At 70.6% G+C, this 26,491-nt stretch carries 27 protein-coding genes; 15 read left to right on the top strand and 12 right to left on the bottom strand.

Annotation, left to right across the window (positions count from 1 at the left end):
* Positions 1 to 92 precede the first annotated feature (92 nt).
* Entirely contained in the window at positions 93 to 605 is a 513-nt protein-coding gene (locus PGB27_RS12370; RefSeq protein ID WP_274200669.1) for a phenylacetate--CoA ligase family protein, read from the top strand.
* Here the strand turns inward: PGB27_RS12370 and PGB27_RS12375 are convergent.
* Positions 602 to 817 (bottom strand): SHOCT domain-containing protein, encoded by a 216-nt coding sequence (locus PGB27_RS12375; protein ID WP_274200670.1) that lies wholly within the window; start codon positions 815 to 817, stop codon positions 602 to 604. The two genes, PGB27_RS12370 and PGB27_RS12375, sit on opposite strands and share 4 nt — an antisense overlap.
* Before the next feature lie 846 nt (positions 818 to 1,663).
* On the opposite strand from PGB27_RS12375, the gene PGB27_RS12380 reads away from it, so the two are divergent.
* Positions 1,664 to 2,503, top strand: coding sequence for a class I SAM-dependent methyltransferase (locus tag PGB27_RS12380; protein ID WP_274200671.1), 840 nt, complete (start codon positions 1,664 to 1,666; stop codon positions 2,501 to 2,503).
* 208 nt (positions 2,504 to 2,711) lie between these two features.
* On the opposite strand, the gene PGB27_RS12385 is transcribed toward PGB27_RS12380, so the two are convergent.
* Positions 2,712 to 2,843 carry a proton-conducting transporter transmembrane domain-containing protein gene (locus PGB27_RS12385; RefSeq protein WP_274200672.1) on the bottom strand — a complete coding sequence of 44 codons (132 nt, stop codon included), beginning with the start codon at positions 2,841 to 2,843 and terminating at the stop codon, positions 2,712 to 2,714.
* 154 nt (positions 2,844 to 2,997) lie between these two features.
* Between PGB27_RS12385 and PGB27_RS12390 the strand changes: the two genes are divergently transcribed.
* The 4 genes from PGB27_RS12390 (at position 2,998) to PGB27_RS12405 (ending at position 5,248) form a co-directional block, all read left to right on the top strand.
* A complete protein-coding gene (locus PGB27_RS12390; RefSeq protein ID WP_274200673.1) occupies positions 2,998 to 3,900 on the top strand; it encodes a hypothetical protein in 903 nt (300 codons plus the stop codon).
* Positions 3,901 to 4,263: 363 nt separating this feature from the next.
* On the top strand, positions 4,264 to 4,788 hold the full coding sequence (locus PGB27_RS12395; RefSeq protein ID WP_274200674.1) for a DUF4395 family protein: 525 nt from the start codon (positions 4,264 to 4,266) through the stop codon (positions 4,786 to 4,788).
* A gap of 80 nt (positions 4,789 to 4,868) precedes the next feature.
* Positions 4,869 to 5,150: a class I SAM-dependent methyltransferase gene (locus PGB27_RS12400; RefSeq protein ID WP_274200675.1), complete on the top strand. Its 282-nt coding sequence runs from the start codon at positions 4,869 to 4,871 to the stop codon at positions 5,148 to 5,150.
* Complete coding sequence (locus tag PGB27_RS12405; RefSeq protein WP_274201110.1) at positions 5,090 to 5,248, top strand: hypothetical protein; 159 nt, start codon at positions 5,090 to 5,092, stop codon at positions 5,246 to 5,248. The genes PGB27_RS12400 and PGB27_RS12405 overlap by 61 nt, the downstream gene beginning before the upstream one ends.
* Here the strand turns inward: PGB27_RS12405 and PGB27_RS12410 are convergent.
* The gene (locus tag PGB27_RS12410; RefSeq protein WP_274200676.1) at positions 5,229 to 7,796 is read right to left on the bottom strand and encodes a heavy metal translocating P-type ATPase; all 2,568 of its coding nucleotides are present in this window, start codon (positions 7,794 to 7,796) and stop codon (positions 5,229 to 5,231) included. The two genes, PGB27_RS12405 and PGB27_RS12410, sit on opposite strands and share 20 nt — an antisense overlap.
* A gap of 163 nt (positions 7,797 to 7,959) precedes the next feature.
* A complete protein-coding gene (locus PGB27_RS12415; protein ID WP_274201111.1) occupies positions 7,960 to 8,136 on the bottom strand; it encodes a hypothetical protein in 177 nt (58 codons plus the stop codon).
* Here PGB27_RS12415 and PGB27_RS12420 point away from each other — a divergent pair.
* The 3 genes from PGB27_RS12420 (at position 8,113) to PGB27_RS12430 (ending at position 9,427) form a co-directional block, all read left to right on the top strand.
* The gene (locus PGB27_RS12420) at positions 8,113 to 8,205 is read left to right on the top strand and encodes a hypothetical protein (RefSeq protein WP_274201084.1); all 93 of its coding nucleotides are present in this window, start codon (positions 8,113 to 8,115) and stop codon (positions 8,203 to 8,205) included. The two genes, PGB27_RS12415 and PGB27_RS12420, sit on opposite strands and share 24 nt — an antisense overlap.
* Before the next feature lie 388 nt (positions 8,206 to 8,593).
* Positions 8,594 to 8,893, top strand: a complete 300-nt coding sequence (locus tag PGB27_RS29545; RefSeq protein WP_274201085.1) for a methyltransferase family protein — start codon at positions 8,594 to 8,596, stop codon at positions 8,891 to 8,893.
* Between the two features lie 261 nt (positions 8,894 to 9,154).
* Positions 9,155 to 9,427, top strand: coding sequence for a hypothetical protein (locus PGB27_RS12430; protein WP_274200677.1), 273 nt, complete (start codon positions 9,155 to 9,157; stop codon positions 9,425 to 9,427).
* A 65-nt stretch (positions 9,428 to 9,492) separates the two neighbouring features.
* Here PGB27_RS12430 and PGB27_RS12435 read toward each other — a convergent pair whose 3' ends face one another.
* Complete coding sequence (locus tag PGB27_RS12435; protein WP_274200678.1) at positions 9,493 to 10,761, bottom strand: phenylacetate--CoA ligase family protein; 1,269 nt, start codon at positions 10,759 to 10,761, stop codon at positions 9,493 to 9,495.
* A gap of 503 nt (positions 10,762 to 11,264) precedes the next feature.
* Positions 11,265 to 13,988, bottom strand: coding sequence for a glycosyl hydrolase family 65 protein (locus tag PGB27_RS12440; protein WP_274200679.1), 2,724 nt, complete (start codon positions 13,986 to 13,988; stop codon positions 11,265 to 11,267).
* 1,070 nt (positions 13,989 to 15,058) lie between these two features.
* Here PGB27_RS12440 and PGB27_RS12445 point away from each other — a divergent pair.
* Entirely contained in the window at positions 15,059 to 15,475 is a 417-nt protein-coding gene (locus PGB27_RS12445; protein ID WP_274200680.1) for a hypothetical protein, read from the top strand.
* Positions 15,476 to 15,626: 151 nt separating this feature from the next.
* On the opposite strand, the gene PGB27_RS12450 is transcribed toward PGB27_RS12445, so the two are convergent.
* The 6 genes from PGB27_RS12450 to PGB27_RS29425 all read right to left on the bottom strand — a co-directional run bounded on the left by PGB27_RS12450 (position 15,627) and on the right by PGB27_RS29425 (position 21,808).
* Positions 15,627 to 16,598, bottom strand: coding sequence for a complex I subunit 4 family protein (locus PGB27_RS12450; RefSeq protein ID WP_332843797.1), 972 nt, complete (start codon positions 16,596 to 16,598; stop codon positions 15,627 to 15,629).
* Between the two features lie 435 nt (positions 16,599 to 17,033).
* The gene (locus PGB27_RS12455; RefSeq protein WP_274200681.1) at positions 17,034 to 17,876 is read right to left on the bottom strand and encodes a F510_1955 family glycosylhydrolase; all 843 of its coding nucleotides are present in this window, start codon (positions 17,874 to 17,876) and stop codon (positions 17,034 to 17,036) included.
* A gap of 32 nt (positions 17,877 to 17,908) precedes the next feature.
* Complete coding sequence (locus PGB27_RS12460; RefSeq protein ID WP_274200682.1) at positions 17,909 to 19,171, bottom strand: MFS transporter; 1,263 nt, start codon at positions 19,169 to 19,171, stop codon at positions 17,909 to 17,911.
* Positions 19,172 to 19,374: 203 nt separating this feature from the next.
* Positions 19,375 to 20,373, bottom strand: a complete 999-nt coding sequence (gene sbnA, locus PGB27_RS12465) for a 2,3-diaminopropionate biosynthesis protein SbnA (RefSeq protein WP_274200683.1) — start codon at positions 20,371 to 20,373, stop codon at positions 19,375 to 19,377.
* A gap of 221 nt (positions 20,374 to 20,594) precedes the next feature.
* Entirely contained in the window at positions 20,595 to 21,251 is a 657-nt protein-coding gene (locus PGB27_RS12470) for a DUF305 domain-containing protein (protein WP_274200684.1), read from the bottom strand.
* Between the two features lie 119 nt (positions 21,252 to 21,370).
* The gene (locus PGB27_RS29425) at positions 21,371 to 21,808 is read right to left on the bottom strand and encodes a hypothetical protein (protein ID WP_408630067.1); all 438 of its coding nucleotides are present in this window, start codon (positions 21,806 to 21,808) and stop codon (positions 21,371 to 21,373) included.
* Positions 21,809 to 22,109: 301 nt separating this feature from the next.
* Here PGB27_RS29425 and PGB27_RS12480 point away from each other — a divergent pair, with 301 nt between their 5' ends.
* The 5 genes from PGB27_RS12480 (at position 22,110) to PGB27_RS12500 (ending at position 26,466) form a co-directional block, all read left to right on the top strand.
* Positions 22,110 to 22,622, top strand: a complete 513-nt coding sequence (locus tag PGB27_RS12480) for a hypothetical protein (protein ID WP_274200686.1) — start codon at positions 22,110 to 22,112, stop codon at positions 22,620 to 22,622.
* Between the two features lie 271 nt (positions 22,623 to 22,893).
* Positions 22,894 to 23,832, top strand: a complete 939-nt coding sequence (locus PGB27_RS12485) for an NAD-dependent epimerase/dehydratase family protein (protein ID WP_274200687.1) — start codon at positions 22,894 to 22,896, stop codon at positions 23,830 to 23,832.
* Between the two features lie 311 nt (positions 23,833 to 24,143).
* Entirely contained in the window at positions 24,144 to 24,902 is a 759-nt protein-coding gene (locus PGB27_RS12490) for an N-acetylmuramoyl-L-alanine amidase family protein (RefSeq protein WP_274200688.1), read from the top strand.
* Positions 24,899 to 25,357: a hypothetical protein gene (locus PGB27_RS12495; RefSeq protein ID WP_274200689.1), complete on the top strand. Its 459-nt coding sequence runs from the start codon at positions 24,899 to 24,901 to the stop codon at positions 25,355 to 25,357. The genes PGB27_RS12490 and PGB27_RS12495 overlap by 4 nt, the downstream gene beginning before the upstream one ends.
* Before the next feature lie 101 nt (positions 25,358 to 25,458).
* The gene (locus PGB27_RS12500) at positions 25,459 to 26,466 is read left to right on the top strand and encodes a C40 family peptidase (RefSeq protein WP_456298477.1); all 1,008 of its coding nucleotides are present in this window, start codon (positions 25,459 to 25,461) and stop codon (positions 26,464 to 26,466) included.
* Positions 26,467 to 26,491: the final 25 nt, after the last annotated feature.

Consider the following 26,491-nt stretch of genomic DNA (forward strand, 5'->3'; position numbering starts at 1 on the left):
AACGCGCCTGGGGCCGCCCGCCCCACGACGTCTACGCAGCGACCGAGGCCTCCGGCATCGCCGCGGAGTGCGGCGAGCACCGGGGGATGCACGTGTTCGACGACCTCGTCGTGCTCGAGGTCGTCGACGAGGACAACCGGCCCGTACCCCCCGGCCGGTACGGGGCGAAGGTGCTGGTCAGCGTCTTGTTCTCCCGCACGATGCCGCTGATCCGCTACGAGATGAGCGACAGCGTGCAGTTGGCCGCTGATGCCGACTGTGCGTGCGGACGCCCGTACACGTTGCTCGGGGGCATCCAGGGCCGCGTCCAGGAGGCACTGCGCTTCCCGACGTCCGACGGCGCCACCCGTGAGGTGCAGCCCGTGACGTTCCACCACGTGATGGACACCGTCACGGCCGCGGGCTGGCAGATCGTCCAACGGGCGGCCGGCCTCGAGGTCCTGCTCGCCCGACCCGTCGACGTCGACACGTCGGTCCTGGCGGCCTCCCTGAGCGCGGTCCTGGAGGCCCAGGGCGTCGTTGCGCCCACGGTGACGGTCCGCGCCGTGGAGACCATTCCCCATACCGCTCTGGGAAAGGCACCCCTGATCGTGCGAGGAACCTAGGACGTGGCGCGCGGACGTGTGTCAGCGGTGATGACGTCCACACGACGTCGGTATTCCTCTTCGTCGATCTCTCCGCGCGCGAAGCGCTCGTCGAGGAGCCGCCGGGGCGTCGGACGATCGGTGCTGACCTGACCCGCCCGCCCGATGTAGCGGACCAGTGCGACGATCCCGAAAATGATCAATGCCCAGAACAGCACCATGCTGATGGTCATGAGTCCGTAGCCCCACCCGTTCATGCCGGGGCCGTACCACCACATCATGTCCTCGACCTCCCACGCCGTCGCTCGTCGTCGCCGGCCCCGCCGGCCGCTGCTGTCGCGCAGGACCCGCGCCCTCGGCCGGACGAGGGCGAGCCTCGGCGGGGATCGAACGGTGGGGCAGGGCCCTGCGTCGGCCGCACGGCGAGTCGAAGGACCCTCGTCCGGGACGCCATCGGTCCCTGTGCGGACGAACTCGCAGGTGGTGAGGATCGACGGCAACCCGCCAGACCGAGTGCGCCGGCGAGGGGAGGCCGTCGATGAGCACCAACGAGGTCGCGGTGCTGGTCGCACACCCACCGCGCCGAGGGTCCGCGCAAAACGCGTTCCGTTCACCCGGCGAGCCCACCGTCGAGGGCCACCCGCGCTGTCTGCGCTCGCCGCCTGATCCTGATTCGACCGCCACGCCGTCGAGCGACCAACGGGCTGCCGGCCATCGAGGTCGTCGCCTCCCGCAAAGCCTCGGCGTGCGGTCTGCCCCGCGTGTCGGACGTCCACGAGCAGGTGCAGCGAGCCCAACGGGACCACCCATCCGTGCCGGCCACCACCCGGCCACTCCCGTGAGGCAGAAGCTCATGCACGCCGACATCCCGCAACCCCGCGACGCCGGTGACCGAACGGATTCCTCCCGTACCGCTCTCGCCGACCGAAGCCTCCTCACCCCGGGCGCAGCTCTGAACTTCTTCGCCCGGCGACTCACCAACCGTCTCCCGGTCGCCACCTCAGATGGCGAGCGCCTACTCCAGGACGGCGACCTCGACGAGGGCTCGAGCCGGGAGGACGAGGCGGTCGTCGCGCCGAGTGCGGACCGCCTTCGGCGGGCGCAGAGGCGCCTTCATCGTCACCGCGATCAGGTCCGCAACGTTGCCGAGCAACGTCCTGACGGCGGTCGGGCTTCATCAGAGTGAGCAGCGGCTCATCGCGGATGCCGCCCACTACTGGGCTGACCAGACTGCGACGACCTGGGAGAACGACTCTCATTGGTGCGGCCGGAGCGTCATCGACGAGGACATGTTCAGGCGCATCGGCTCAGCGAACACCTCACTGTTCGACCGACTGGTGACGACGGTCGGCCACGGCAAGCGCCTGGGTCGAGTGCTCGAGTGGGGAGTCGGGGGCGGGGCCAACGCCGTGCGGTTCGCGCCGCGCGCGGACAGCTTCATCGCCTTGGACGTCAACCCCGCGTCCACCTCCGAAGCGGCGCGGCGCGTGGAGGGGGTGTGCGACACCCCGGTCACCGAGGTGGTCATCGACCTCGCCGACCCGGAATCGGCTCGTCAGTGGGTCCCGGACGAGAGCCTCGACCTGTTCGTCTGCCTCTACGTCCTCGAACTCGTCCCCACTCCCGAGTACGGGATGCGGCTGATGCACATCGCGCGGACGATGCTTCGGCCCGGCGGGCTCGCGTTCGTCCAGATCAAGTACGAAACCGGGTCCTTGTCGACGCGTCCTTTCCGTCGGAACTACGGCCGCAACTCGGCAAACATGACGACCTACTCCCTGGACGGATTCTGGAATGCCGTGGCCGATGTCGGGCTTGAGCCCGTCGCCATGGTCCTCGTCCCCGAAAACGATCTCGACCGACGCTATGCCTATCTCCTCTTTCGCAAGGAGCTTGAACCGGTGGATGGCACCACTTAGGGCCCTCGGTGGTGGGCCACGAGGCGGCGGCCGAGGGCAGGATCAGGCCGGCGGCCGAGGCCGCAGAACTCGTCGATGGTCCGGGAAGGATGCGCCGCGACGTCTGCGACGACCGCGAAGGCCGCGATTTTCGTGAGCGCGTAGGCGGCCCGGTAGAAAGAGCAACACCGGTAGGTCGTCCGGGTGCGGGTGGTCACGGTGATGATGATCAGGAGTAGCCACCCTGGGAGGCCGTCGAGCAGGCGAGCAGTCGCAGGACGGAGGTCTGGGCAAACGCGGCGAGGTTGCCCAACGTCATGCTGATGGCGGCGCTCACCGCGACGAGCAGTGGCCAGGGCACGATCGCTTCCGCCCCAACGGGAGAGCGGAGTTGGCGGGACGCTCGGTAGGGACTCGCGCGGGCCACCTACCGCGCATGCCACCCGCGCGCCAGTATTGATCGGGGCGCAGAGGAGCACCTGATGAGGTCTCCGGGTTTCTGGAAGAGCCACTACGTGACCTCCACCGATCCCGACGAGGTGGCACGGGCCGGAAGAACGCTCACGGTCACGTCAGGAGGCGAGACCGTCGAGCTGCTGCTGTTCCCACAGGAAGAGGATGTGCCGAGCATCCTGGTGTCTCCCGGCTCAGGGGGACACGCCTACGTGTTCGCCGAGCTGGCCTACCTCACCCACTGCGCCGGTTACCGGGTATTCGTCATGCCCAAGCACGGTGACAAGACCGTGGACGAGCTCGTCGTCCGACACCGCGAGGTGATCGGGTACATCGCGGCGCGATACAGCGACCGGATCGGTCTTTACGGTGAGGGTTTGGGCGGCTATGTGGGTTTCTATGTCGCTTTGGCGGGCACTCCGTCCGTGGGCAGCATCGCATGCCAGAACTCGCCTGCGATCCTCACCGAACTGGCCTACCACCGGGCCCTCTTGGCGGAGAGTGGTCCCTGGGCCAGGGCAGCGAGCCGCAGGCGGATCATGCTGCCGGTCGGTCGCCAACTGGTGCGACGCGCTCCCTGGCTCCGGGTGCCCATCTCGTCCTATCTGCCGTGGCGGGACCTCGTCGATACCCACGAGGGCGTCCGTGACGTGGAGCGCCGCCTGGTGTCGGACGGCTACTTGGAGGACCCGGACTTCGACCGGTGGTATTCGCTGTCCACGGTGATGTCGCTCGTGAGCACGCCGCCCCCCGCGCCGCTCGTCTCTCTGGCCACCCCGACCATGTTCGTGATCGCCAGCCAGGGGCCGACTCCCGGCTACGTCGCCGATCTCTACGATCGGCTGCCCCTCACCCGCAAACGGATTCTGCGCGTCGAGGGCAGCGTTTACTGGATGCTTTCGCATCCCAGAGAGGCCGCGGCCCTCATCGGCGACTGGTTCGACGCTTCGCTCCCGCCGCCGTGACGGTCTGGCGAGGTGTGCCTGGAAGGCGACCGGGGTGTGCTTTACCTCCATGAGTGGCCTGGGCTCACTGTTCGCCCCGGGGCGACTCCGCTGGCGGCGCCGGCGCTGGCGGCCCTCCTGAGCGGTGGGACCAACGGTCCGGACCCGCGGGCCTGCTGACTCTTCGCACTCCCGGCGCCCTGACCCGACGGTCGAAGAAGGGCGGGATAGGGGAGGTTCCATGCGACACCGGCGGGCTGCTCGTGCGGTGGTGGCCGGTGGCCGTGATCGGTCTGGGCGTGCCCGGAGCTGCTCGCCCAGCGCAGCATCGCTCCCCGGCCGCTCGCAGCAGGATTGAGGACTCAGTCCGGAGAGGACCGGTCGATGGCAACCGTCAGTGCTTTCACCGACAACAACTTGGATGGGCAAGGTTTCGGGTACCTGGACCAGAAGGCCAAGGCTCGGTATGCGCTGCCCCTGCGTTTCACGCCCGCAGTGGGAACGACGCTGATCGCGACGGGGTTGGTCATGCAGTCGCCGATCTGGCTGGGATCGGCGGCCCTCGTCGCCCTCAGTGGGGCCCTGTTCCCGACGGGTATGGTCATCGATCTCATCTACAACCTCGGTGTCCGTCATCTCCTGCAGGCGCCACCGCTGCCGCCGACACCGAGACCGCGTCGGTTCTCCTACTTCCTGTCCGCCGGCTTGCTGGCGGGCGCAGCTTTGTCCTTCCGGTATCGACGACCCGCCTTGGGAGCCGTCCTGGCCGGATCGGTTGCCATCGGAGCCACGATTCTCACGACTACGCTGTGGTGTCTTGGATCGTGGATCTACAGGGTTCTCTTCGAATCCTCGTCTCCGGGATCGTGCCGCAACTCGGGTCCGGTGAGCGGGAGGGCGGGTGGTTGAAGCCAGGTTCCCGCCGATGACTGACCACCAACGGCGTCGGGACCGGGGCCAACCTGGCCCCCTACCCGCCCGACGTCGACTTGATCCGGCGTAGACATCTCCCGCGCATGCTCGAGCGAGCCCGCCAGCGCGCGGGCCGGTTGGGCCGTGCTGTCACGCTGGAGCTGGCCGACATCAAGCATCTCCCCTACCCGGACGCCAGCTTCGACACAGTGACCGCTGCCTGTGTCTTCTGCTCCGCTGCCGATCCTGTGCAAGGCCTGCGGGAAGCCGATCGCGTGGTCGGTCCGAATGGCCGCATTTGCTCTACGAGCCCGTCCGGCCGACCAATCCGCGCCTGGCCGAGCTGCTCAGCCCGCTGACCCGCCGCCTGTTCGGCCCCGAGATGAACCGACGCACGGAGCAGAACCTCGCGCGCGCCGGTTTGATCGTCGACGAGATCACGAGGAGCCTGTCCTGATCTTTGCGCGCCCACGGGATGGTCCGCTCACCTCGACGTCCGGTTCGGTGGCGCTCGGCACCGCTGCCGTAAGGGGAGGTGTGCGGTGACGGCGCAGCCGGTTGGCGTTGCCGACCACCGACAGTGAGCTCAGCGCCATGGCTGCGGCGGCGAGCATCGGGCTCAGGCGCAGGCCGAGCACGGGGTAGAGGACACCGGCGGCGATGGGCACGCCGATGGCGTTGTACACCAGGGCGAAGAAGAGGTTCTGGCGGATGTTGCGCATCGTGGCGCGCGACAGGCGGATCGCGGTCACGACTCCGGCCAGGGAGCCGGAGATCAGGGTGATGTCGGCGGCCTCGATCGCGACGTCCGTGCCCGTGCCGATGGCCAGCCCGATGTCGGCCTGGGCGAGCGCGGGGGCGTCGTTGATGCCGTCCCCGACCATGCCGACATGTCGGCCCTCGGCCTGGAGCCGGCGGATCTCCCCGGCTTTGTGCTCGGGCAGTACCTCGGCGAGGACTCGACGGATGCCGACCTGGCGGGCGATGGCGGCCGCTGTCCGCTGGTTGTCGCCGGTGATCATGACGACGTCGAGACCGAGCCGGTAGAGCGCGGCGATTGCAGCAGCAGAGTCTTCCTTGATGATGTCGGCGACCGCGAGCACGCCGGCCGGTCGATCGTCGACCGCGGCCACGACGGGTGTCTTGCCCTCGGCGGAGAACCTGGCCGCGACGGGCTCGAGGGGGCTGGTGTCGATGCCGGCTCCGCGGAGGAGTCGCTGGGTGCCGACCAGGACACAATGCCCATCGACCGTGGCGTGCACGCCCTTCCCGGTGATCGAGTCGAAGTCACTCGCGACCCTGGTGTCGAGACCGCGTGAGCTCGCGCCTGCGACGACAGCGGCGCCCAGCGGGTGCTCGCTGTCGGCCTCCACCGCGGCGACGAGGGTCAGTAGCTCGTCGTCGCTGAGGGCCCCGGTGGTCCAGATGTCGGTCAGGGAGGGCTCGCCGGCGGTGATGGTCCCGGTCTTGTCGAGCACGATGGTGTCGAGCTTGTGTGCGGTCTCCAAGGCTTCGGCCGAGCGGATGAGGACGCCGGCGCGGGCGCCCTTGCCGGTCCCGACCATGATCGACAGTGGTGTGGCGAGGCCGAGGGCGCAGGGGCACGCAATGATCAACACGGAGACTGCGGACACCAGGGCGAGGGTGAGCGCCGGTGGCGGTCCAGCGAGGTACCAGACGGCGAAGGTGGCGACGGCGATGGCGATGACCGCGGGCACGAAGTAGGCCGAGGTGGCGTCGGCGAGGCGCTGGATCGGGGCCTTCGAGGCCTGTGCCTGCTGCACCATGCGGATGATCTGAGCGAGCATGGTGTCGGCGCCGACTTTGGCCGCGCGGACCCGCAGGACGCCGGTGGTGTTGATGGTGGCCCCGATGACGGCATCGCCGGCCTTCTTCGAGACCGGGATCGACTCGCCGGTGACCATCGACTCGTCCACAGCAGAGGAGCCCGACAGCACGGTGGCGTCGACGGGGACCTTCTCGCCCGGCCGGATCACCATCTCGTCGCCGACCACGACCTCGTCGATCGGCAGCTCCACCTCGCCTGCTTCGCGAACGACACGGGCGGTGCGGGCCCGCAGCCCGAGCAGAGCGCGGATGGCCTCGCCGGTACCTGCCTTGGCGCGGGCCTCGAGCAGCCGGCCCAGCACGATGAGGGTCAGGATCACGCCGACGGCCTCGTAGTAGACCTCGCGAATGTCTTCGGGCAGCAGTCCGGGCGCGAACGTGACGACGAGGCTGTAGCCGTAGGCGGCGACCGTGCCGAGCGTGATGAGGGTGTTCATGTCCGCCGAGCGGTGGGCCAGGGTGAGCCAGCCGGTGCGGTGGATGGGCCAGCCGGTGTAGAGCATCACCGGGGTGATCAGGCCGAACTGCACCCAGGGGTTGAGCAGCACGCCGGGCACCCAGCCGGCACCGAACACCGCGTGGGCCATGACCGCGAACAGCACCGGCAGGGTGAGGATCGCGCCCACGACGACCCGGCGGGTTAGATCGCTGATCTCCGCACGGCGCTCCTCGGCTTGCGCGGCTTCGTCCTCAGCCGCGGTGCGGGACGCGGGCGGCGGTGCCGGGCTGCCTACCTCGGCCCCGGAGGACGGGGCCTGTCGGGGTGTGGCCGGTGAGTCGCTCGCGGGTTCCACGATGAGCGAACCGTGGATCATGTTCATCCCGCAGGCGAACCCGAAGGTCCCGGCCCGCGCGGGCTCGACGCGGACGGTGGTGCGGGCGAAGGCAGGCAACGCGGCGTTGACTCCCAGATCGGGGAACACGACGTGGGAGGTGCAGTCGCCGCTCTCCTGGCGGTCGAAGACCAGCTCCAAGGGCACGTTCTGCCGCGCCCGAACGATGGCGGGCTGGTAGCCCCCGCGCACCGTGATCTCGACACGCTGCACGGCGCCGGCGATCTCTGCAGTGCGGGCTCGACGAGGCCCGAAAAAGTACCAGCCCAGGAAGGCCATGGCGGCGACGGCGACCACCAGCACCGTGATGTCGGCCGTGCCCATGACCGCTCCCTTCATCGACCTGGCGTAGGCCTGAACTTTGCGCGTTGGATACGCCCCCGGGGTAGGGACCTTTGCCCGTTGCAGAAGGGTCCGGTCGGACCCCACCCGAGGACGTGCGGCCCTCGATGGCGGACGTGCGGCCGGCGCAAGCTACGGGTCGGCATCAGAGAAAGGGGACGCCGTGAAGCGCCAACATCTGCCCCTGTACGCGATTGCGCTCGCGATCCTCGTCGTCGGCCTGGCGTTCGCCGGAGTGCCGGTCCAGACGCTCTTGATCGGTCTCCTCGTGCTGGTCTGCCCGCTGATGATGATGTTCATGATGGGTGGCCACGGCGGGCACGGGGGTTCCGACCACCCGAGCGACCAGCCTAATCAGAAACAGCACGGTCCCACCGAGCCTCGACCGTAACGCGCCAGAGGAAGAAGGGGAGGGGGTGGAGTCCGCGTGGCCGACGCCGCGTACGGTCTCTGGCCGCTGGTGAGCTTGAATACCGGGCTGTTCCTGCTGTTCGCCGTGAGCTTCTTCCATCCCCGTACGCCTCGGGATTGGCGCGCGATGGGTGGTTTCACTGCGTTCCTGGTCGCGTTGTTCACCGAGATGTACGGCGTCCCGCTGACCGTCTATCTGCTCGGGTCGTGGCTGGGGTCGCGCTTCCCTCTGCTGCGTGACACCCATGCCGGTGGGCATCTGTGGAACGACCTGACCGGGTGGTCCGGTGATCCGCACCTGAGCCCGTTCCACCTGGCCAGCTACGCCGCGATCGGTGGCGGCTTCTGGCTGATCGCCGTGGCGGCACCTGCACGAGGCCGCCCACAGCGAACACCTGGCCACCACCGGCCCCTACGCGTGGGTGCGGCACCCGCAGTACGACGGGTTCCTGCTCGTGATGATCGGCTTCCTGCTGCAGTGGCCGACCATCCCCACGCTGGTCATGTTCCCGATCCTGGTCGTCGTCTACGCCCGGCTGGCGCGCAGCGAGGAACGCGAGGTCGCAGCCCGATTCGGCGAACAGTGGACCACCTACGCCGCGCGGACCCCGCGGTTCATCCCCCGCCGGCACCAACAGATCGACGCGTCGTCGGGCCGAGCGCGATGAGCGGGCACGCCACTCGAGCCGGGGTCCTCGCCGCGGCTGCACTCGGCGCGTTCTACGCCCTCGTCGTCGGCGGTGTCGGCGGTATCGCCCACCTCGGGCAGCAAGCGGCCGAAGACTGGCCCTGGGTGGTGCTGATCTTGGTGGGCTTCGGCACCCAGATCGCCCTGCTCCTCGAACTAAGGCGCCGGCGTCGGTTGCGCGACGCGGCGATGAAGAACAGCGACCGGCGGCGGAGCCGGCGCGTCCGCGGTCGAGGTCACCATGACTCCCCCCCGCCTGGACGCCTCGGGCGCGGTGTTCCGGGTGCAGTTGGACACCCACAGCGTGCCGCTCGACCTGGACCTGGCGTCCTCCGCGCACCTGCGGGTCGACGCCACGGACGGCGGCCGGGCGAGCTGGGACGGGTCCGCCCCCGGCGGCCACCACCGCGAAGGGACGCTCGCCTTCACCACCCCCGTCACCAGCGGCGCCAACGTGGTGCTGACCATCACCGGACTGCCCGCCGACGCCGTCGGGTCCTGGACCGCGCCATGACCGTCGCCCGGCGGGAGTGCGGACCCGAACGATCGTGGTGGGGCTGGCAGTAACCAGGTCGTTGGCTATGTGTCGGCCTTGGTGATCAGAGGTGCTTTACCGAGCGCGGTCCTGGGGATGGATGTCACCTCTCGGATCCGTAGCTCTGGTGCTTCGACGCCCTGCCCCATCAGCGCGTCCTCCAGGCGCGCCGTCAGTGCCGCCCGGTCGAGGTTGCGTGGCTGCGCCAGGAGCACCTCGAGTCGGTCGGGTCGCTGGACGATCTGCCAGCCGGCCGCGTCCACACGGTCCATGATGTGGTGGAGGACCACGGGCTGGACCACGCGCTCGGCGCCGCTGCGTGTCGTGAAGCGCAGCGCCTCCTGGCTGCGGCCCTGGAGCCCGCCGAGCAGCGCGTAGGGCCGCCCGCACGAGCAGCCGTGCTCGACCGCGAGCTGGACGCTGTCGGTCATCTCGTAGCGGATCAACGGCATCGTGCGCGAGAACAGCACGGTGACCAACACCTTGGCCCCGTAGACGCCCGGCGGCATCGGGCGATTGTCCTCGTCGACGACCTCGGTGATCACCATGTCCTCGAACAGGTGCATCCCCGCTTGGTGACCGCACTCGGCGGCGATGGAGGCGGTCTCGGTGGCGCCGTAGACGTCGTGGGGGGCGTGCGACCACGCCGCGGTCGCGAGCTCACGGGTCGATTCGGTCAGCACCTCCGAGGCGCTGAACACGAACTCCGGCGCGATCGCGAGCCGACCGGCCAGCTGCCCTTCGGCGAGGAGCCGCACCATGGAGGCGTACGCGACCAGGATCCGCGGCTGCCAGTCGTCGAGGCGGGCGACGGTGCGGGCGACGTCGTCGCCGGAGTCGATCCGCAGGGTCGGCATCCACGGGCTGTGGATCGACGCCCCCACGCGCGCCGACTGGTGGGTCGGGTTCGTGGAGCTCACCACCGCGGTGCGCATCCGCCGGGTCAGGCCGGCCACGGCGCCGCCCCACTCGTAGGCGCGGTTGTAGGAGGTGAGGATGTCCACCCACTCGGAGGAGTCCCACAGGAAGACGCCGCGTCGGCCGGTCGTGCCCGCCGTCGCGCAGACGTAGTACTTGCCCCGGTACAGCTCGTTCTCCCGTAGCGCGGACAGGTGCTCCTCCACGTCGACGAGGCGGATGTTGCGATCGGTGACGACCTCGTCGAACCGCTCCATGAGCTGCGCCTTGGTGAGCACCGGCAGCTCCGACAAGGGTGCGTCGAATCGTCCCGCGTGGAAGCGCCGGTAGAAGGCCGAGTTGGCGTAGGCGTGGCGCCGCAGACGCGCGAGCGCCTCGGCCTGGTAGTCCTCCAACCGTGCCCGCGTCCACCGGTCGTGCCGGCGGAGCGCCCGGCGACGGGCCAACACCCGGAGCACGAGTCGGCTCGCCGTCATCGCTTCGACCAATGCCCCGGAGCGCCATGCGGGTGCCTCGCCCGTGCGGCCCGGCGGAGATGCCGTCTGTCGCGTCGTACCCGCCATGACCGCCCTCCTCGAGTGACGTTCGTCTGCCCTTGGTCTCACCCTCCACCGGGCGACGCCGTCCGTTCAGGGCCGAAGGACGGCGACGGGCGGGACCTCCAGGGCACCACCACTTCCGAGCGGCAGCTCAATTCCCTCGGACCTCGCGTTGCCGGTCTCGCCGAGCGCTTCGCCCTGTGCTCCAGCCTGGTCGACGGCCGCTACCAGCGCGATGTACGACGCCTCCGTCGAGCTCGGCGAGACCCGGCAGCCCGTACCTGGAAGCTCCCGCGCCACGGTGCCGGCCCGGGACCTTGGCCGACCACCGCCGGGCGCTCGATCGCCGGAGCTCGGGATCATCGGTCGCTGTCGTCGGGCGAGGTGGCTGGCGAAACGAGGGGAGTCCCGAGGAGGTCACCGGAGCCGGTGCGTGGCAGGGCGACCTCGAGGGTGTGGCCCTCCTCAAGGGTCATGTCCCGGCCCGCGACGGTGACGGTGACTGGCGGGGCGGCGGCGCACGGGCAGGACTCGAGCAGGAGCCGCTCGTGGTCGAGGGACACGGCGATGCGCTGCCCGCGGTGCCGGACCTCGAAGTCGACGTGGTGCAGGTCGACGGGCAGCCGCGGGTCGAAGGTGAGGGCGCTGTCCCGCAGCCGGAGGCCGGCGAACGACCGGGTGACGATGTCGATGGTCCCGGCCATGGCGCCGAGATGGATGCCCTCCCGGGTCGTGCCTCCCTGGGTGTCGTCGAGGTCGGCGACGAGTGCGTCGCGGAACATGGCCCACGCGCGGGTGGTGTCGGTGTGGGCCAGCACCGAGGCGTGGACGACCCGGCTGAGGGTCGATCCGTGCGCGGTGCGCTGCAGGTAGTAGCGGACGGTCCGCGGCACGGTGTCGGGCGTGACGGAATGGCCCATGTCCCGCAGGAGGTCGATGAGCTGGGCGGGACCGAGCAGGTAGACCAGCATCAGCACGTCGGCCTGCTTCGCCAGCTTGTAGCGGTTGGTGCTGTCGCCCTCCGCCTCGAGGATCAGGTCCAGGCGGCCGATGTTGCCGTAGGTCGCTCGGTAGCGGTCCCACTCCAGCTCGGCCAGCGCCTCGTAGCCGTCGAACTGGCTGATCACGCCGTCGGCGTGGAACGGCACCGCGAGCCGACGGCCGAGCTGGGCCCACCGGGTCTGCTCGTCGGCGCGGATGCCGAGCCGGTCGACGAGCTCGTCGCAGTCGTGACCCGCCAGCGCGAGCAGGGCGTCGCCGGCACGCCGGCAGACCCAGGCGGCGAGCACGTTGGTGTAGGCGTTGTCCCGCACCCCGGCCCCGGGCGCTCCCGGGTAGCCGTCGTGGTACTCGTCCGGCCCGGCCACCCCGGCGATGTGGAAGCGGCCGTCGTCCGGGTCGTACTCGGCGAGGCCGCTGAACAGCCGGGCGACCTCCACGATGAGCTCCGCGCCGCGCCGGGCGAGCCAGGCGGTGTCGCCCGTGGACCCGAAGTACTGCCAGGCGTTGTACGCGACGGCGAGCCCGACGTGGCGCTGGCGGCTGGAGTGATCCGGCATCCAGCGCCGCGACCGCACGTTGAACAGCTGGGCCGGGGTCTCCTCCCGCCCGTCGCTGCCGCTCTGCCAGGGGAACAGTGCCCCCGTCAGGCCCTCCTGGGCGGCGGCCTGCCGGGCTGCTCCCAGCCGGCGCCACCGGTACTCGATCAAGGCCGCGCTGACCTCGGGCATGTGCATCGTCATGACCGGGAGGACGAACAGCTCGTCCCAGAACACGTGCCCGCGGTAGCCCTCGCCGTGCAGGCCCCGGGCCGGCACGCCGGAATCGAGGTCGGCCGAGTGCGGACCGACGGCCTGGAGGAGGTGGAACAGGTGCAGGTGGAGCACGAGCTGGGCGTCGCGATCCGCGTGCAGGCGAACGTGGAAGCGACTCCACAGGCGCGCCCACGCGGCCTCGTGGGCGGCGAGCAGACCGGCGACGTCGACCGGGGCGCGGGCCAGCTCGTCGAGCGCGCCCTGCACCGGTGTCGAGATCGCTCGGTCACGCGAGCTCACCACCGCCACCGTCTTGTCGATGCGCGCTGATCGCCCCGCGACGACGTCGACGTCGATGCGGTCGGCGAACCGGCCGTCCGTGTCGTCCGGGACCGACCACGTGTGCGTGGCGTCGGTGACGACGGTGCGGGCAGCGGTGGCGACGGCGATCCGGCTCTGACCAGTGAGCGCCTGCACGACGAGGACGCCGGGATCGGGACGTCGAGCGGTCACCTCGGTCAGGTGCCGGTCGGCGAGCCCGGCGTACTCGGTGACGTTGGCGTTGACGACGCCGGCGTCGATGCCGGAGCGGACGCCGAGCACGCCGCTCCATCCCTGCGGCGCCACGGTTGTCTCGAGCGCGGCCAGGTGTGGCCGGTGCATGGACACGAGCCGACGTTGTGCGAGGCGCAGGCCCCGGCCCGCGGTGTCGGTCAGCTGCACCTCACGCTCGAGGACGCCGCGGCGCAGGTCCAGCTCGCGGCGTTCCGCGGCGGCGGTCAGGCCGCCCTCAGACCACCACGGTCCGTCGCCAATGCGCAGGTCGAGCACCAGCCAGTTCGGCACGTTCACGATGTGCTCGTCCTCGACCTTGCGGCCCTGCACGGTGCTCGTCAGTCGGTTATAGACGCCCGCCAGGTAGGTGCCCGGGTAGTGCACCCCGTCGTCGTGGCTCTCGGGAGCGGCACCGCGCGTGCCGAGGTAGCCGTTGCCCAGCGTGGTCAGCGCCTCGCGGTGCCCCTCGTGTGCCGGGTCGAAGCCCTCATAGGCAAGCGTCCACGGGTCGCACCGGAGCACCCCGAGATCCAGCTGCGACACGTCGGTGAGCACGACGTCAGCCCCGGCGGCCTCCAAAGCTGCACGCCGCCCGGTCCGCTCGATGCCCACCACCAGCCTGGCCCCTCCATCGCGACCCGCCCGGACGAGAGCGGGGTCGGCGGCGATGACGGCGACGCGCCGCGGCGTCGCGTCGAGCCGGCGGACCGCCTCTTCCAGGACAACTCGCGCTCCGTCGCCCGTCGAGCCCGCGTTGATTTCCGTCTGGTCCACCACGAGATCGAACTGGCCCGCAAGCTCCTCCAGTCGCGAAGTCCCGTCTGGTCCGCCGAGGACGAGGAGCGCGGTCCGTACACCACCAGCGCGGAGGCGCTGCACCAGCTCGAGCGTTCCGGGCAGCGGCGCCGGCTCGGTCGCGATACCCAGCACGACTCCGCGCAACGAGAAGAGCACGGCATCGAATGGCGCGGCTGCCCCGATCGGCAGCCCCCGCTCCGGCCCTGCGGCGTGGCGCCGCGCCGTCCACCGCTCCCTGACCCCCTTGCTCACCACTCGCTCTCCTTCTCGCGAGGCCGACCGCATGGCGGACCGGCCGCGGCCACGCCTTTCCGCGCCGCCTCGAACAGCTCGGACCCGACCAGGGGGCCATGCTCACCGACCACACCGTGGGTCCACCAGGAGGTCCAGTCGAAGGCTTGGCGCAGGGGAGGAACAGGGTCGCGACGGCTTCGACTCGGTACTATCAAATCCCCGACTTGTATGGCTGCCGGGTCGTGGAGGCAGTTGATCTACGGTCCGGAGCGGAGCACCGGCCGGTCTGACTCGTGAATCGCCAGTCGCGTGGGCTGGCTGTCCCGGGGTTGCTCGTGCCGGACGGTGTTCCGGGCCGTGGTCTGACAGTGAGATGATGTGGCGTCATTCGGGGGTCGTGTGACCCGGAGTGCTGACCGACGCCAAAGCTGTCTTGGCTGAGATCTGTCGGCGGCTCCCGGTGGCGCTGTTACGCACGTCCGGGCGGGCGGCCGTGACCTCATAGGAGCCTGTTCAGAGGCGCCCGTCACTGTCTTGTCCGACCAGCCCGCCCGGCCGCGCGTCGCCATCGCCGGTGAAGCGGGAGACGACATGACGAGCATGACCAGCACAGGCCCAGATGTCACATCGCCTGCGCGCCAGGGGGCCAGCGCGGTGACCACTGAGGCGGTCACGGTCGGGGTGGACACCCACAGCGACACCCACCACGCCGCGGTCATTGACGCGGTCGGTCGGCCGCTGGCCGACGCCGGGTTCCCGACCACCCCGCCGGCTATGAGAAGTTGCTGGCCTGGGCTCGAGATTATGGGCAGGTGAGCGCCTTCGGGGTGGAGGGCACCGGCGCCTACGACGCCGGCCTGGCCCGACATCTCCGCGCGGGCGGGCATGTGGTGATCGAGGTCGACCGTCCCGACCGCACGACCCGGCGGCAGCGGGGCAACGAGCGATCCCATCGATGCCTACGCTGCAGCCGCCGCGGTGCTGCGCGGCGCGGCGAGCGGCATTCCGAAGACTCACGACGGACACGTCGAGGCGATCCGCACGTTGCGGGTGGCCCGGCGCGCGCGATCAAGGCCCGCGCCCAGGCCATCAACCAGCTCAAGGCGCTCGTGCTCACCGGCCCGGCCGAGCTACGCAAGGGGTGTTCGTTCTCTGAGACCCTTCCGGTCACCGTCAACGAGGTGCCGGGAGCTCACGGCGTAGGGATTCGTCTCCTAGCAGGTTCGTAGACATAGGGGGACGAAAGGGGACCAAGGTCCTCTTCGTCCGCCACCGTTCGGTCCTGCCGATGATGATGGGCGGAACCGGAGACTCGGTCTACGGGGTGTGGAGGTGGAGCCCATGGGCCGCGACGCGTGGTTCGATGGCTGGCGGGCCGCGCTACGCCGGTCGCGGTCGCCGGCCGGCCCGACGTGTAAGGTGACGCTCGACCTCCGAGGCGTCCCATGGGGCACGGACCCGGATAAGGCGTCCCGGCTGCTGAAGAGGCAACCGGGCGTCATCGACGTCCGGGTGGATACGCGTCGGCGTCGTGCCGTCGTGCTCCACGACCCGAGCACCTCGCTGCCCCAGCTGTGGAATTGGCTGATGGAGCAATCCACGGTCGACCCCGGACCTGGAACTCGGCGATGAACCCGGAGAAGCCGGGGAGCACGAGTGAGGCGAAGGCGGCCACGGCGAACAGGCCGACGAAGCGCGGGGTGCGTGCCGCCAGGCCGTCGTAGGCGCCCGTGTCGTAGGTGCGGTCTTCAGCAGCACGCCGGCGAGTACGGCCGAGCCCGCGGCCGGGGCTTCGGTGTGTGCGGGCGGCAGCCAGGTGTGGAACGGGACGAGCGGGGTCTTCACCGCGAGGCCGATCCCGATGGCGAGGAGCGCTGCCCCGGCGATGGGGCCGCCGGCCGCCAGCGGGTTCTGCGCGGCGAGGGCGGGGATGTCGAAGGTGTGGGGCGTCGCGGCGAGGTAGATCAGGATGAAGCCGAGCAGCAGCGCCAGCGAGCCCAGGAAGGTGTAGAGGAAGAACGTCAACGTCGCCGACCGTGCCTTGGAGCCGTGGCCCCAGCCGGCGATGACGAAGTACATGAACACGATCGACAGGTCGAAGAACAGGATCAGGTCGAGGGCGACGAAGACGCCGACGCTCACGGTCTGCAGCGCCAGGAACAGCAGCACGTACGACTTCGGACGCCGGTCCTCGCGCAGGGAGTAGACCGCGGCCGCGGTGAACACGACGACGGTAATCGCCACCAGCGGGAGCGAGAGCCCGTCGACGCCGAGGTGGTACGAGATGCCCGCGCTCGGGATCCAGGCGACCTGCTCGACGAACCCGTATTCGCTGGCGGGAAGCCGCAGCAATTGACGGCGACGAGCACGAGCTGCACGAGACCGGTGAGCATCCAAGGCACGGTGTAGCGGCGTGATTGATGTACCCGAGGCCGGGAGCGCGGTGAGCGCGAGCGCGACGGCGACGGGAAGGAAGACGCCACGTCGTCGAGGGCCACGAGGGCCGCCGATGGTGGCGGGCCCGAGCGCTCGATTCCGTGGCGCGCGTCCTCGCCTTGGCCGGCTGGGAAGGCCAGGCCGCATGAGCCCGCGGTCTGAGGGACGCGTTGCTCTTCGACGCGGGCGACTCCGCGCACGTCCTCGAGGAGCTTTCACGTCCGCTGGTACGTCGTGACCGTGGTCTTCCTGGCCTCCGACATGGTCCTGACACGAGGACACGGACGAGACGCCCGCCCGGCGACTCGACCGGGCGGGCGTCCTCGCCGTCGGGATCGCGACGGCATCGGTTCACGGCACACCATCAACGACCGTGGTGAAGGTGCGCCCTCCATCCCGGCTCTCGTGGATGCCCGCCGCGGCGGCGGCCAGCACGCGCCCCTCCCCGACCGCGGTGAGCGCCTGCGGCCGCCCTCCGGGAACGGACCCGCGTGCCAGCCAGGTAGAACCCCCATCAGCACTGCTGAACACGCGCGCATCCGGTGCCAGGCCATACAGTTCCCCATCCGGCGCCCACGAGAGGAAGACCAGCTGAGGACCCGGCCTGACCGCGAAGCGCCCGTCGACCTCCGCCACCGCCGTGCCGCCGACCACGGCCAGAGCGACCCGGCCGCGGCGGACCGGATCGGCCGCCACGTCGAGAGCCCGGGGCGTCGCGAGGGATTCCCATAGGCGCCCGTCCGTGCTCGTGCGCAGCCCACCTGCGGCGTCCACGCCGTAGATCCCGTCTGGTCCCTGGTCGAGAGCGTGGAAGTCGACCTCGCCGTCGAGCCCGACGGTTTGCCAGGACTGCCCGCCGTCGGTGCTCCTGACGAGTCCGAGCGGATCGGGGGTCACCACCTCGTCCGGTGAAGGGTGCCCGCTCGCGAGGTACGTGGCCGGCCCGACGACGAGGAACCCCATCAGGTCCCGGTCCGCGGTCGGGGAGGCGCCGACCTTCTCCAGGCCGGTGCCCGCGAGGTGGAAGAGCCCGTGATGTGTCGCGATCCGTAGTCGTCCATCGGCCGGGTCGATCCCGAGGCCGTGGACATGGCTGATGGCGGGGACCGGCGATGCGGTCCCGGCCGGGGCCTGCCGTTCTGCGGTACATCCAGCGAGCAGCGTCGCGGCGAGCGCGAGGAGCGTGACGACCACCTCGTGCGGCCGGGATCGCGGAGACGTCGAGGTCATCTCGTGCCCTCCCTCAGGCGGAGTCGACCGCCTGCTGTCCGCCCGCGGGCTTGATGGCTATGGATCGCCTCCGCGGTCTTGCCAAGTCGGCTCTCCGTCAACCGGGATGAGCGAAGGGCCAGCGCCGCGGCGATTCCGCAGGCCAGCCCCATCACCCCGATCACCACCGTCACGTTGAGGAGGGCGAGGAAGGGCCCGGCCAACAGCGGACCGGCCGACTGCCCGGCCAGGAGAAAGCTGTTGGCGCTGCCGACGATCCCGCTTCTCCGGTCGGCCGGGGCGTGGTTGCCGACGTAGAGGAAGAGCGACTGCGCCAACGCAGCGAAGCAGAGTCCCTGCAGAAGGCGCAGGGGGATCAAGGCGATCGGGTCGGACACGAGTGCCTGCGCCACGACCGCGATAGCACAGCCCGCCGCCGCCACGCCGAAGGTGCTCACCGGCCTGCCCCATCGGTCGTTGCGCCGGCCCCACCACGCGGAGCTGCAGAGCGCGGCCCCCCACGTGATCGCCTGCAGTGTTCCCACCCAGGGTCCGGCGCGGTCCGGCTCGAGGGTCTGGACCCGCTCGGCGAAGATCGGGATCAGGCCGTAGATGCCGAAGTACGCAGCGGCGGCCGCCGCAGCCAGCGGCCTTGCGTGCGGAACATCCCGCCATCGGAAGGCGGACGGGGAGCGCCCGTCCTTCTCCCGGCCATCGGTGTTCGGCACCTCCTCGGCAGGTTCTCGCAGCCCGAGCGCACACGCGATCGCAGCGACCGTCGCCAGCACGGCGATGCTCAGCATGAGGACGGCGAGTGCGGAGGACCCGATCAGGGCCCCGCCGGCGATGGGACCGATCAGCGATCCCGTGGCGGTCGCGCTGAACGACTTCCCCAGGGCGGAGCCTCTCTTGCCGCGCGGTCCGGTCGCGCCGGCGAATGCCGCGGCTGCCTCGACGACGCCGCCGAGCGTCCCCTGTAGAAGCCGACCGGCGATGAGCATCACCGGCCCAGTGGCGATCGCCATGATGGTCATCGCGAGAGCCAGCCCGATGAGGGCGCGCACGACCATCCACTTTCGCCCGACGCGGTCGCCGACCTTGCCCCAGAGGGGAGTGGCGACCGTCAGGGCGAGGGCGGGTGCAGCGATGGCCACCCCCGCCCAGGACTGCACCGCGACGGTCCCGTCGACACCCAGTTGCTGGACGTAGAAGGGCATGATCGGCACCAACATCATCAGCCCGGTCGTGTTGACCACCTGGCCCAGCCACAGCAGCGGCATGTTGGCTCGGCAGGAGTCAGGCCGGCGGCGGTGCCGGCCTCGTCCTGAGGGCGGGCCCACCCACGGCGCCAGCGCGTCACCTGTGGGGCGCCGGATCGGTTGCGTCTCCGGAGCACGGATTGGTCGCGGCCGTCCGAGCGCTCGTGAGCCCCGGCCGCCACTGGCAGCCGGAGGGGGGAGGACCGCGGGGCTCTTCGTGGGGTTCACAGGCGCCCCGCCAGGGCCGATCCTTCCCGCTCGAGCCGGAGCCCGCGGGTGCGTTCACCGAGATCGTCGTCGAGCAGGTCGAGGTACCGCTCACCCCGGTCCGGTAGCACGGTGACGACCCGAGCCGGGCGGTCGACGATGTCCTCTACCAGCTCGCGTTCGACCTCGTCGATCGCCGCGATCACGGCTCCGCTGGAGCCTCCGGCCAGGATGGCCTCCGTATCGACGAGGCGACGGCAGCCTGCCAGCGAGTCGGCCTCGTCGATGTGGATGACGTGGTCCACATCTCGGGTCTGTAGGAGCTCGGGGACACGGCTCGCGCCGAAGCCCGGAATGCGCCGTGGGCCGGGGCTGCCGCCGAAGATGACGGATCCCGTCGCGTCGACAGCGACCGTGCGAAGTGAGGGGTGCACGGCTCGCAGCCCGCGTGTGATGCCGTGCAGCGACCCCGTGGTCGACACCGCGGCGACGAGGAAGTCGATCGGTCCGTCGATCTCCTCGAGCAGCTCGGTCGCGAGGGTGTCGTGGTACGCCTGCGGATTGCGTTCGTTGGCGTACTGGTTGACCCACACGGTGTCCGGCTCCTCGGCCAGCTCCTGCGCCCGGGCGACGCGTGTGTGGAGGAAGCCGCCGGCGTGGTCCCTCTCGGTCACCATCTCCACCGTCGCGCCGTAGAGGTGCAGCAGCCGAAGGTTCGTCGTCGTCGTGTTCGGGTCCACGACCGCGGTGAACGCCAGCCCGTGGAGTCGGGCCACTGCCGCCAGAGCGACGCCGAGGTTGCCGGATGTGCTCTCCACGAGCCGCATACCGGGACAGAGGGACCCTTCGGCGAGTCCCTGCTCGACGATGTACCGGGCCGGTCGGTCTTTCATCGAACCGCACGGGTTCAGCATCTCGAGCTTGCTCAAGACCTCCAGCCGCCGTGAGGGGAAGCAACGCGACAGACGCACCAGGGGCGTGCGGCCGATGCACTGGCTGATCGAGTCGTAGATCAAGGGCGTCCTGTTCTGGGGGAGCGGAGGAGCACGGGCGCACGGGAGCAGCGACAGCGGCGGGCGCGTCGCGAGCGGAGGGCGCCTGGAGCTCCGGGCAGGGGACAGCGCCGCGTGCGCACCAGGCGACGCGGTGTCGCGGAACCGGTCCCGGGGGCGGACGCGGCACGAGGCCGACCCGCGGGGGCGCGGGCGGCCAGGTGCTCGCGCCCGCCCCCGGTCGGTCAGACCCTGCTGAGCAGGGCCTGCATCTCGGTGATCTCCCGCTGCTGATCGGCCACGATGGTGCCGGCGAGCTCCTTGGCCTGGGGGTTGAGACCCTGGGCCTGCTCGGTCTGGGCCATCTGCACGGCACCGGTGTGGTGCTCGATCATCATCTGCAGGAACATCCGGTCGAAGGCAGCGCCGGACTGTGCCGACAGCTGCTGCATCTGCTCCTGGGTCATCATCCCGTGCATGGGCATGCCTTCCATCGGCATGCCGGGCATCCCGTGACCCGGCATGCCAGGCATCGCGGTGGAGCCCGGCTGCGGGCGAGGCGCGGCCCAGGCGTCGAGCATCTGGTTCATCTGCTCGATCTCCGGACTCTGCTCCTGGGCGATGCGGGCCGCCAGGTCCTTGACCTCCTGGGAGGAGGCGCGGTCGGAGGCCTGCGACGACATGGCGATGGCCTGCTCGTGGTGCGGGACCATGCCCTGGGCGAACAGCACGTCCGCCTGGTTGTGCTCGGGCGAGATCGGGGGAGCGGCCGACGGTGACGAGGCCGGCGATGCGGGGGCGGGGCCGGCCGTGGGTGGCGCGGAACCGGAGTCGGAACATCCCGCGGCCACGAGGGCGGCGGTGGCGGCGGCGAGGACGCCGCCGACGAGACGGGCACGCACGAGGAAGTCTCCTTCGGCTGGGCACCGGCCGGTGCGCAAGGGGCCGATGCTGATGTCAGGGCGCGGCGCCGCTGCACGCGTCACGTTCGCGGACGGACACGTGCAGACGGTGGGCCGGCCTACAGCCGAAGGACCTGGAGCTCCGCCAGTCTCGAAGAGGCGGGAGGGGCACGGGGCGCGGTCGCCGTTGGGCCGCCCTTTGTGCCGGCGCGCAGGGGAGGCGGGCGCCACCACAGGGCGACGAGGACGAGCACGAGTAGGAAGACCGCGGCGCCCACGAGTGCGGCGAGGCACATGTGCAGTAGGGAGCCGGCGTGGTCGTGACCGTCCTCCTCCGGGTGGTAGTGGAGTGCCGCGCTACTCGTGGCAGCCGTGCCCTCGGACGGGTCGGGAGTCTTCCCGTGCTGATCGACGCTGCCGGCCTGCGTCACGGCGTCGCCACCGTGATGGTGCTCGCTGTCCGACGCCGCGGCGTGATCGGCGATCGAGCGGGCCGCCGGCTGCGAGGAGGCGACGTCCGGTGTCGTGTGCTGGTGGGCCCCGACGACGTGGTGCATGAGCACCAGTCCGAGCGCAACCACGAGGAACGAGAGACGCCCGCACCAGCTCGCGGGCAGCAACGTCGTCGACACCGCGCCACCAGCGCGACGCCGCGAGCTCTCGTGCCAGCGGATCACGGCGACGACGGTACCGAGGCCGACGCGGCGGCACTCGGGTCACATGGCGGTGAACGCCGATCGTGACCGGGCGTCGAAGCGGGACCGTTCGAGGACTCGATCGAGTGCTACCGTCCGCCCCGTGCCCGGTTCGCGATCGACCCAGCGTGACGGGTCGCGCGTGTCCACTGGACTCTTGGTCTTGTCCTCGACGTTGGTGCTGCTCACCGCGGTCGGTTTCGATCTCCTCGCCGACGAGCCACCGACTCATGCCCTGGCCGTGGGTCTCGTGGCTCTCATCGTGGGCATCGGGCGGCTGCGCCTCTCGGGCCGCTTCCGGGGTGCGTTCGCCGCGGCCAACCTCGCGGTCGTCGGTCAGCCCGCGGTCCACGCGCTGAGCAAGCTGACCCAGGCCGGCGCCGACTGGCTGCCCCACTCCCATGGATGGCCGGAGAGCGTGTCGGCGATCGCGCTGCACGTCGCCGTCGCTCTACTGGTGGTGGGCGTGGCCGCCAGTGAGCCCGCGTGTTGCTACGTCGCATCCACCGTCGCCCTCGTGGTCGGGCACGTCCTACGCCGTCCCGTCGCGCCGGCTACGACCGAACTCGCCACGACCGGGCATCGCGACGAACCCAGAGCACGCGAGCACCAGCTCCTCTTCGCCAAGCAGGCGCACCGCCGCGGCCCCCCGATCGGGTTCACGCTCGCCCTCTGATCGCTCAAGGCCGTCACCGTTGCGGCCGGGCGCGTCTCGGGACTCGATCAGCAGCTCCCAAGCCGCCGGCTGCCCTCGTCGTGACTCTTCTCGATCACCGAGGCGAGCTTCATAGGATTCCTGCCTTCGCCGGGAGCACATCGCTGCCCCGGTCCCCTGTGAGGACCCCCCCTTGATCGGCACTACCTCGACGGACGTTCCCCGTCCACGCCCGCGTCCTGCCAGCGAGCCGTCGTCCCGATCGCCAGGCCTGTCATCACGGCGAGTTCTGGTGACCGGCGGTCGTGGCTTCATCGGCCGGCATCTCCTCGGACACCTCCTCCACCTCGGGGCTGACGTCCATGCCACCGCTCGACCGGGACGCGCGCCGTTCCAGTGCCGGGGAGTCCCGGGCCTGCGGCGCGCCACGTGGCACGAAGCGGACCTGACCGACCCCGATCAGACCGAACGAGCGATCCGCACCAGCGATCCCGATGTCGTGTTCCATCTCGCCAGCTCCGTAGCCGGACAACGCAGCGCCGACATCGCGGGCACCATGCTCGAGAACAACACCCGAACCGCGATCAACGTCATGACCGCAGCGCACCATCTCGGGGACAGACGTGTCGTCCTCGCCGGCTCCATCGAGGAACCTCGCGAGGCCGACGAGGCGCCCTGCTCGCCCTACGCCGCGGCGAAGAGCGCGGCGACGGCGTACGCGCGACTGTTCCATCAGCAGTGGGACCTGCCCGTGACCGTCCTCCGACCCGCCATGGTGTACGGACCGAGCCAACCGGACGACACCAAGCTTCTCCCGTACGTCATCGGCAGCATGCTCGACGGCCGTCGACCGAGGCTGACCAGCGGTGTTCGAGCCATCGACTGGGTCCACGTCGACGACGTGTGCCGAGCATTCCTGCTCGCGGCAAGCCACCCATCCGCACCGGGTCTGGTGGCGGACGTCGGATCGGGGACGGCGACCACCATCGCGGAGACGGTCCAGATGGTCGCCGCCCTCATCGGATACGAGGGGATGATCGGCCTCGGTGACCTCCCCGACAGGAGGCACGACGTTGCACGCATCGCCGACCCCACCGCGGCATGGGAGGTGCTCGGGTGGCGCCTTACAACGTCATTGACCCAGGGCCTGACCGACACCGTCCACTGGCACCTCACCCGGCGTGAAGCCGCGGCTGGGGACCTCGCCCCGGAGCCATTGGGCGGCTCATGACCTCGTCATGGGAAGACTCCACGCCGACGACGCCGCTGGCTGCCCGTCGTCCTCGTCCTCACCCGCGGCGCGCTTCAATCAACAGCTCGCGCGCTCTGGGACGGCGCACTCGGCCTACGTCGGGACGGGCCCGCGGGCGCCGGCGAGCGCCACGCCGTTCCCGTGGGCCGCTGCGCGGTCTCACCGCACTCGTCGTCGGAGCTGTCGCTGCGGCATCGCTCCTGCTCGGCGCCCGGCTCGCCGATGAGGCTCCGCCCCCCGTAGCGGGGGGCGGAGCCGCGTCGGCGGTCGCGCCACCGAACCCGGTGGCGGTGGACCCGAACAGCTTCCCGCCCGGCGGGTGCGTCGCGCTGCCCGCATCGAGGGAGCCTGCCCGCGCCGTCGTGATGATCGACGCGGGACATGGCGGGCCTGACCCCGGAGCGCTGGGGACCACCGCCGACGGGCGACAGATAGCGGAGAAGGACCTCACACTCTCCACCACTCTTGCGGTGGCCTCCCGCCTACGAGACCGGGGCGTCACCGTGGTGCTCTCGCGCTCCACTGATGACCTTGGTAGCTCCTTCGGCTCGAGCGAGCAGCAGGCCGACCCGCTCACCACGGCGGAGAGTCAACGGGACCTCCTCGGTCGCGTGCGCTGCGCCAACCAAGCGAGGGCGGATGCACTCGTCTCGATCCACTTCAACTCGTTCGATGACCCGAAAGTTCGGGGCTCCGAGACCCTTTACGACGTCGACCGGCCGCTCGCACCCCGCAGCCGGGCACTCGCCCAGTCTCTCCAGAGCAACATCCGCGCGGGCCTGGTCGCGCTGAATCGGCCATCGCCCGACCGCGGCGTCATCGACGACTCCGCGGGCAGCGAGTCCGGTGGCGGGGACCTCGTCCTCCTCGGGCCCCGCGTTCCCGGCTACGTGGAGGAGCCCAGCGCGATGCCGGGTGCGCTCGTCGAGCCCTTGTTCCTGACCAATCCCGGTGACCTGACTGCGATGGCGACTCCACGCGGTGTCGAGGTCCTCGCCAGCGCGATCAGCACCGGCGTCGCGGACTACCTCGACGGGGAACGTCGATGAACCGCGAGGTAGTCGAGATGCCTCGTGCACGCAGTCTGACGACAGTCCTGCTCCTGGGCGCGGTGCTGGTCGGCCTCGCCACGGGATGCGGGGGCAACGTGGACGGAGCCGTCGTCCCCCCCAGCACGACGCAGACCGTGCCTCCCCCCGAGCCCATCGATGACATCGATGCCTCGGTCGAGGCGCCACCGAACGGCACGGTCGTCTCCGTCCTCTTCGAGCAAGGCCGACTCGCTCGCAAGTCGGCCCAGGTCGAGGTCGAGAGGGGCAGCACGGTGTTGCTCGCGGTGTCCACCGATGTCGCAGACGAGATCCATCTGCACGGCTATGAGCGCCTCACCCCGACCAGCCCTGGAGACCGGGCTGTCCTCCTGTTCAGGGCGGACCGACCCGGCGTCTTCACGGCGGAGCTCGAACGCAGTGGAGTGGGCTTGCTCGAAGTCGCTGTCCCTTAGCGATGGATTCGCGCGGCAGCGCCCCCCACAGCTTTGTTCCCTTCCATCAAGCGCGGGGGCCGCTGGGCCTGCCGCCCGGCTTCCGCATCCTGCGCCTGCTGCTGCCGGTCGCGGCGCTCGCCGGGTTCCTCGTCGTCGTCATGGCGGCGGGGCTGCTCGTGGTCGGGCAGTTCGTGCCCGGCGGGGAGGACGGCTCGGACGGCTCGACGTGCGAGGCCGGGACCGGGGCGCCGACCGGCGACGTGCCGCAGACGTCGGCGGAGCTCGACGAGGTCCAGCGCCGGACCGCGGCGACGATCATCGGCGTCGCCAAGGGCATGGCCGTGCCGCCGCGGGGCTGGGTGGTCGCGCTGGCGACGGCGATGCAGGAGTCGCAGATGGGCACGGTCGGCATGGACGTGGCCGTCGACCACGACTCGCTCGGCGTCTTCCAGCAGCGCCCGAGCCAGGGCTGGGGCACCCCCGAGCAGGTCCGCGACCCCGTCTACGCGACGAAGACCTTCCTCGACCGGCTGCTGCAGGTGCCGGGGTGGGAGACGATGCCGGTCACCGAGGCCGCGCAGATCGTCCAGCGCTCGGCGTTCCCCAACGCCTACGCCAAGTGGGAGACGCTGGCCAACAGCCTCGTCGCCGACCTCGCGGGCGTCACCGGCGCGATCCGGGAGTGCGTGCCCGCCGACGAGGCCGGCCCCGGACCCGCCGAGGCCCTGCCGCCCGGCGTCGCCCGCACGGCGATCGAGTTCGCCACCGCCGAGACCGGCAAGCCCTACGTCTGGGGCGCCACCGGGCCCAGCAGCTACGACTGCTCGGGGCTCATGCTGCGCGCCTACGAGCGCGCCGGGATCGTGCTGCCGCGCGTCTCGCGCGACCAGTACAAGGCCGGCGCGCACGTCCCGGTGGAGCAGGCGCAGCCGGGTGACCTGCTGTTCTGGGCGTACGACGAGTCCGACCCCGAGACCATCCACCACGTCGGGCTTTACCTCGGGAACGGGCAGATGATGAACGCGTCGCAGACCGGCGTGCCTCTGGGCACACGGGCTGTTTCCTTCGACGAGGCGGAACTGGTCCGTCTCGCGACACGTCCTGGGACCGGCACGACGCCGGGCTGAACGTCGAGCTTGCTGCGGACCGGCC

The organism is Actinomycetospora lemnae, assembly GCF_028737315.1.
Taxonomy (GTDB): domain Bacteria; phylum Actinomycetota; class Actinomycetes; order Mycobacteriales; family Pseudonocardiaceae; genus Actinomycetospora; species Actinomycetospora lemnae.

Coding starts and splice junctions, on each gene's coding strand:
- PGB27_RS12460 (WP_274200682.1), bottom strand. CDS start 19,171: ATGCCGCTGCTGTGGCTGGGCCAGGTGGTCAACACGACCGGGCTGATG.
- PGB27_RS12395 (WP_274200674.1), top strand. CDS start 4,264: ATGGCAACCGTCAGTGCTTTCACCGACAACAACTTGGATGGGCAAGGT.
- PGB27_RS12420 (WP_274201084.1), top strand. CDS start 8,113: ATGATGGGTGGCCACGGCGGGCACGGGGGTTCCGACCACCCGAGCGAC.
- PGB27_RS12430 (WP_274200677.1), top strand. CDS start 9,155: ATGACTCCCCCCCGCCTGGACGCCTCGGGCGCGGTGTTCCGGGTGCAG.
- PGB27_RS12495 (WP_274200689.1), top strand. CDS start 24,899: ATGAACCGCGAGGTAGTCGAGATGCCTCGTGCACGCAGTCTGACGACA.
- PGB27_RS29425 (WP_408630067.1), bottom strand. CDS start 21,808: ATGCACCACGTCGTCGGGGCCCACCAGCACACGACACCGGACGTCGCC.
- PGB27_RS12410 (WP_274200676.1), bottom strand. CDS start 7,796: ATGGGCACGGCCGACATCACGGTGCTGGTGGTCGCCGTCGCCGCCATG.
- PGB27_RS12375 (WP_274200670.1), bottom strand. CDS start 817: ATGACCATCAGCATGGTGCTGTTCTGGGCATTGATCATTTTCGGGATC.